This is a genomic window from Pseudomonas sp. ANT_J28, from assembly GCF_008370005.1.
Classification (GTDB): Bacteria; Pseudomonadota; Gammaproteobacteria; order Pseudomonadales; family Pseudomonadaceae; genus Aquipseudomonas; species Aquipseudomonas frigoris.
This window is the reverse complement of sequence record NZ_VOBM01000090.1, coordinates 1-3,728: the sequence shown is the minus strand read 5'-3', so window position 1 is coordinate 3,728 and position 3,728 is coordinate 1. Positions and strand designations below refer to the sequence as shown.

At 54.6% G+C, this 3,728-nt stretch carries 6 protein-coding genes; 4 read left to right on the top strand and 2 right to left on the bottom strand.

Going from position 1 to position 3,728, the window contains the following annotated elements:
- Positions 1–519: 519 nt before the first annotated feature.
- Entirely contained in the window at positions 520–930 is a 411-nt protein-coding gene (locus FQ187_RS29730; RefSeq protein WP_033058347.1) for an MbcA/ParS/Xre antitoxin family protein, read from the top strand.
- Positions 930–1,607 (top strand): RES family NAD+ phosphorylase, encoded by a 678-nt coding sequence (locus FQ187_RS29725; protein ID WP_149632210.1) that lies wholly within the window; start codon positions 930–932, stop codon positions 1,605–1,607. Before FQ187_RS29730 ends, FQ187_RS29725 begins: the two co-directional genes overlap by 1 nt.
- 70 nt (positions 1,608–1,677) lie before the next feature.
- Here FQ187_RS29725 and FQ187_RS29720 read toward each other — a convergent pair whose 3' ends face one another.
- Entirely contained in the window at positions 1,678–1,959 is a 282-nt protein-coding gene (locus FQ187_RS29720) for a DUF3077 domain-containing protein (RefSeq protein WP_149632209.1), read from the bottom strand.
- A 534-nt stretch (positions 1,960–2,493) separates the two neighbouring features.
- Here FQ187_RS29720 and FQ187_RS29715 point away from each other — a divergent pair.
- Positions 2,494–2,841: a type II toxin-antitoxin system RelE/ParE family toxin gene (locus FQ187_RS29715; protein WP_149632208.1), complete on the top strand. Its 348-nt coding sequence runs from the start codon at positions 2,494–2,496 to the stop codon at positions 2,839–2,841.
- Here FQ187_RS29715 and FQ187_RS29710 read toward each other — a convergent pair.
- Positions 2,838–3,161, bottom strand: coding sequence for a helix-turn-helix domain-containing protein (locus FQ187_RS29710; RefSeq protein WP_149632207.1), 324 nt, complete (start codon positions 3,159–3,161; stop codon positions 2,838–2,840). The genes FQ187_RS29715 and FQ187_RS29710 overlap by 4 nt on opposite strands.
- A 225-nt stretch (positions 3,162–3,386) precedes the next feature.
- Here FQ187_RS29710 and FQ187_RS29705 point away from each other — a divergent pair, with 225 nt between their 5' ends.
- Positions 3,387–3,620 (top strand): 4-oxalocrotonate tautomerase family protein, encoded by a 234-nt coding sequence (locus tag FQ187_RS29705; protein WP_149632206.1) that lies wholly within the window; start codon positions 3,387–3,389, stop codon positions 3,618–3,620.
- Positions 3,621–3,728: the final 108 nt, after the last annotated feature.

Genomic DNA, 3,728 nt, shown 5'->3' with positions numbered 1-3,728 from the left:
TCAGCAAAATCCAAAACCGCGCTTAAATCCTGAGCAACAGACATAAAAAATCCGGAATCCTTATCAGATTCCGGATTTTCCTGCTGCCTGAGGATTAGTCAACAATCCTTAAGTGAACAGCATTGCGATTGATTCGGGGCTTTTTTCTGGGCGCGATTTAGAGCTCAACGCTCTCAGCTAATTCCTGCGTTGAACCGGGACGGTTCTCGAGTAGGAAAGGGATCAGGCTGATATTCATCGCGAGCTCAAACGGTTGCTAGACGGCGGTGTACCTGCGCCGCGCGTGCGGTTGACCTTGATCGGTGGCGATTTGCGCGGTTCGAGTATGAGCACGTTGGGACCGCCGGTGCTACGGCCGATGAAGCGGCACTGGCGCCGTTTCGTGCGATCAAGCAAATCACTGTGGAAACCGTGATCGCTGAAAAGCCTTAGAAAATCCGCAAACGAACAAAGGTTAAAAAGATGTTCAGATCTGTACTACTCTGAAGGCACATCCCTTTGCCTGAAGGAGTCCTTCCAATGGCCACTTCATCCCCCGTCCGCACTGCTCCCCAAGAACTCGACACCCCGGAAGCCGGCCGCGTGGCGCTCAAGTTCTTCTTCAACCTGATGGAGCGTTGGGGCTGCACCGCCGAAGAACAGCGCACGCTGCTGGGCAAGGTCGGCAACACCACCTTCTATAAATACAAACACCTGCCGCCCAATGTGCGTCTCCCTCACGACACGCTGGAGCGCATCTCTTACCTGATGGGCATCCACAAAGCCCTGAGCATCATCTTCAGCAACAACCGCGACCGCGCCTACAAATGGGTCAGCAGTCCGAACACCGCCGCGCCGTTCAATGGTCAATCCGCGTTGAGCTATATGCTGGCCGGCCGGGTGGTGGACATCGCTGACGTGCGTCGCTACCTCGATGGCGTCCGCGGCTGATGGCCCCGGAAGTCGTGCTCCCCGAGTGGAACCGTGCTTACCGGATGATCAACAGCGCGTTCCCCCCGATCACCCTGTTTGAAGACGTGCTCGACCCCGAAGACCTGCAAACCGCCTACGCCCTGGAAGCCCTGACCAACGACCGGTTGGCGCAAGAAGCCGGTGTGCTCTCCCGCGTGCTGCCCGAAGACCGAATCTCCGGTCCCGGCTCATCACCGGTCATGGCCGCGTTCACCCACATCGGCAAAACCAGCCGCTTCACCGACGGCACCTACGGCGTCTACTACGCCGCCAGCAGCCAGGCCGCCGCCATCGCCGAAACGAGCTATCACCAGGAACGCTTCCTCGCCGCGACCAACGAGCCCGACATCGAGTTGACCCTGCGCACCTACGTCAACAAAGTCGTTAAACCGATGCACGACGTTCGCCAACACTACCCCGAACTGCACAACCCGGACCCTGATGCTTACGGGCCGTCACAAGCCTTTGCCCGGCAACTGCGCGAAACCTTGTCGTGGGGGCTGCTTTACAACAGCGTTCGGTTGCCTGGGCATGAATGTGTCGCTGCGTTTCGTCCGCCGGCCGTTTCGATTCCGAAGCAAGGCAAGCACATACGTTACGTGTGGAGTGCGAGCAGTCGGAAGATTTCGTTTGTGTTTGAAGTCAGCGAGGTGTGAGCCGGAAACTAAAAAGCCCCGATTGATTCGGGGCTTCTTTACGCGTGCGGCTTGGGTCTACGTGACGACGTCACTGGTTACGATTGTTACCCGGTGCATCGAGCACTTTCGCTACGTCATCGATGATCGCCTTACTCATATCCTGCAAAAAATGCGACGCCCAGGCATGCCGGTCGGTGTCGCGAACCATCGCGGCGTCTGATGCGAGAAGTTTGGCGATGTGGAGCAGGTCGGAGGCGTGGGAGAGGGCCTGGATGATCGGGAGACCGGCGTTGATGCGGAACAGTGGTTGATTGGCTTGGTAGGAGAAAGGGGTGAGGCCGATGGTTTTCAGGTCTTGGGGGTTGGTCATTGGGCACCTCCGGTTTTTGGGCGGTGGTGGGTGGTGACAAGTGAAGCGGAAACGCAAATTTTGGACGGATCGATAGCGGGCATTAGCAAAAACTCCTGAATCAAAGTTAGAGCTACCACGTTCGTTCTCAGGCGAATGGGTGGCAGCTATGCGCGGGCTGAGAAACCGGAGATACAGGAACCCGGCAGACCCGAAGGTCTCCCACGCACAGCCGCCATTACACGGAAATGCTGGCACAAAAAAACGCCGACAATCGTGATTTGGGGCGCTTGTGCGCCTGTATCTTACTTGGGTTCTCAGGCCCGGTCGCTGACTTGGCAGCGACGGTTTGAAGGTAGCTGGAGGGAGGTGGATGCGCAATCGTGGCTAGGTGGTGGCGTCAATTGAAAAAGCGACATGTAACAAAATGGACTACTTCAAAAGAGGCTGAGTCCTACTGCGAAAAGAGCCAGCGATGACTACTAAACAGCAACCCATCAATCGTCTACTGAGGCGTTCGGAGGGCATTGACTGTTCCAGGTAGGAATCAATCTTTTGAAGAGATTTGCTTTTGTAAGTGAAGCTGCAACACGTGAGTACAGGGACTTACCGGGCTGGGTTCAAGATGAGTTCGGGAAAGACTTGATGCGTGTGCAATACAGCGGGGATCCAGAGCTGGCAATAAAGCAGCTAAGTTCAGTTGGGGCGGGCGCTATTGAGTTGATCATCAATGGTAGTCCTGCATACCGATGCATCTACATTGCGAAGTATGCGGACACCATTTTCGTCCTTCATTCGTTCGTGAAAACGACGAATCGAACAGATCGTCACGCAATGGCAGTTGCGCAAGATCGGTTGAAGGAGCTGAAAAGGGAGCTTCGGAAAATGGGATGCAACGTCTAGCAGGCGTGAGCTTGTGAAATGACGATTTGAGGCAAGGCGCCGGCATCGTTGGACGGCAAGGTGAAAGTGGTGCGAAAGCCGAGTTTATCGAGCATGTCCATCATTGCATCGATCGTAAATTTCTCGATTTTACCTGTGGTCAGCTCTGAAACGCGCGACTGGGTCACGTTCAGTCTGGCTGCGGCCTCACTCTGTTTGAGGCCCAGTTTTTTGATGCAGTCAGTGATGAAGATGGATAGCTCCATTTTCAAAGCCATTTTGCTGGCGACCTCCTCGTCATGCGTAACATGGAACGGGCTGTCGAAGAATTGAATTGCCATGGTCCCTAACCTCTTTTGCCATTATCTAAAATTTACGATAAACGAAGATTAGTCGATTGATCATTTTTGATCCAATCGTTTTTTCTATCTGTTGTCCCAGTACTCATTACACGAAGTAACTAATGATGTTCCCGCCCCCACCTTTATCCCCTCCAGCTAACTCCATACATTGAGCTCCAACGCCTACCCATTCATTCCGAAGGGAAGGTCACTTGGAGATTCCTCATGCCTTTCGTAAGCGTACGCATCACCCGCGATGGCGTTACCTCTGAGCAGAAAGCTCAGGTGATCGCCGAAATCACTGAAACCCTGGAACGCGTCCTGAAGAAGGATCCGCACCTGACCCACATCGTGATCGAAGAAGTCGACACCGATAACTGGGGTTACGCCGGGATCACCACCACCCAGTACCGCAGGCAACTGGCAGAGGCGGAGGGGCAGTCTGTAGTGGTCAACTAATTCCGGACACCTCGATAGGTGATTTTGACGCCATCGCCCGTTCGTAAACGGTCGGTGGCAGATATCCCAGTTTCGAGTGCAGCCGTTCGTTGTTGTAAAACCCAACGA

Excerpts from the sequence above, each read along its gene's own strand:
- FQ187_RS29710 (WP_149632207.1), bottom strand. The coding sequence starts at position 3,161 with ATGGCAATTCAATTCTTCGACAGCCCGTTCCATGTTACGCATGACGAG.
- FQ187_RS29720 (WP_149632209.1), bottom strand. The coding sequence starts at position 1,959 with ATGACCAACCCCCAAGACCTGAAAACCATCGGCCTCACCCCTTTCTCC.
- FQ187_RS29725 (WP_149632210.1), top strand. The coding sequence starts at position 930 with ATGGCCCCGGAAGTCGTGCTCCCCGAGTGGAACCGTGCTTACCGGATG.
- FQ187_RS29705 (WP_149632206.1), top strand. The coding sequence starts at position 3,387 with ATGCCTTTCGTAAGCGTACGCATCACCCGCGATGGCGTTACCTCTGAG.
- FQ187_RS29730 (WP_033058347.1), top strand. The coding sequence starts at position 520 with ATGGCCACTTCATCCCCCGTCCGCACTGCTCCCCAAGAACTCGACACC.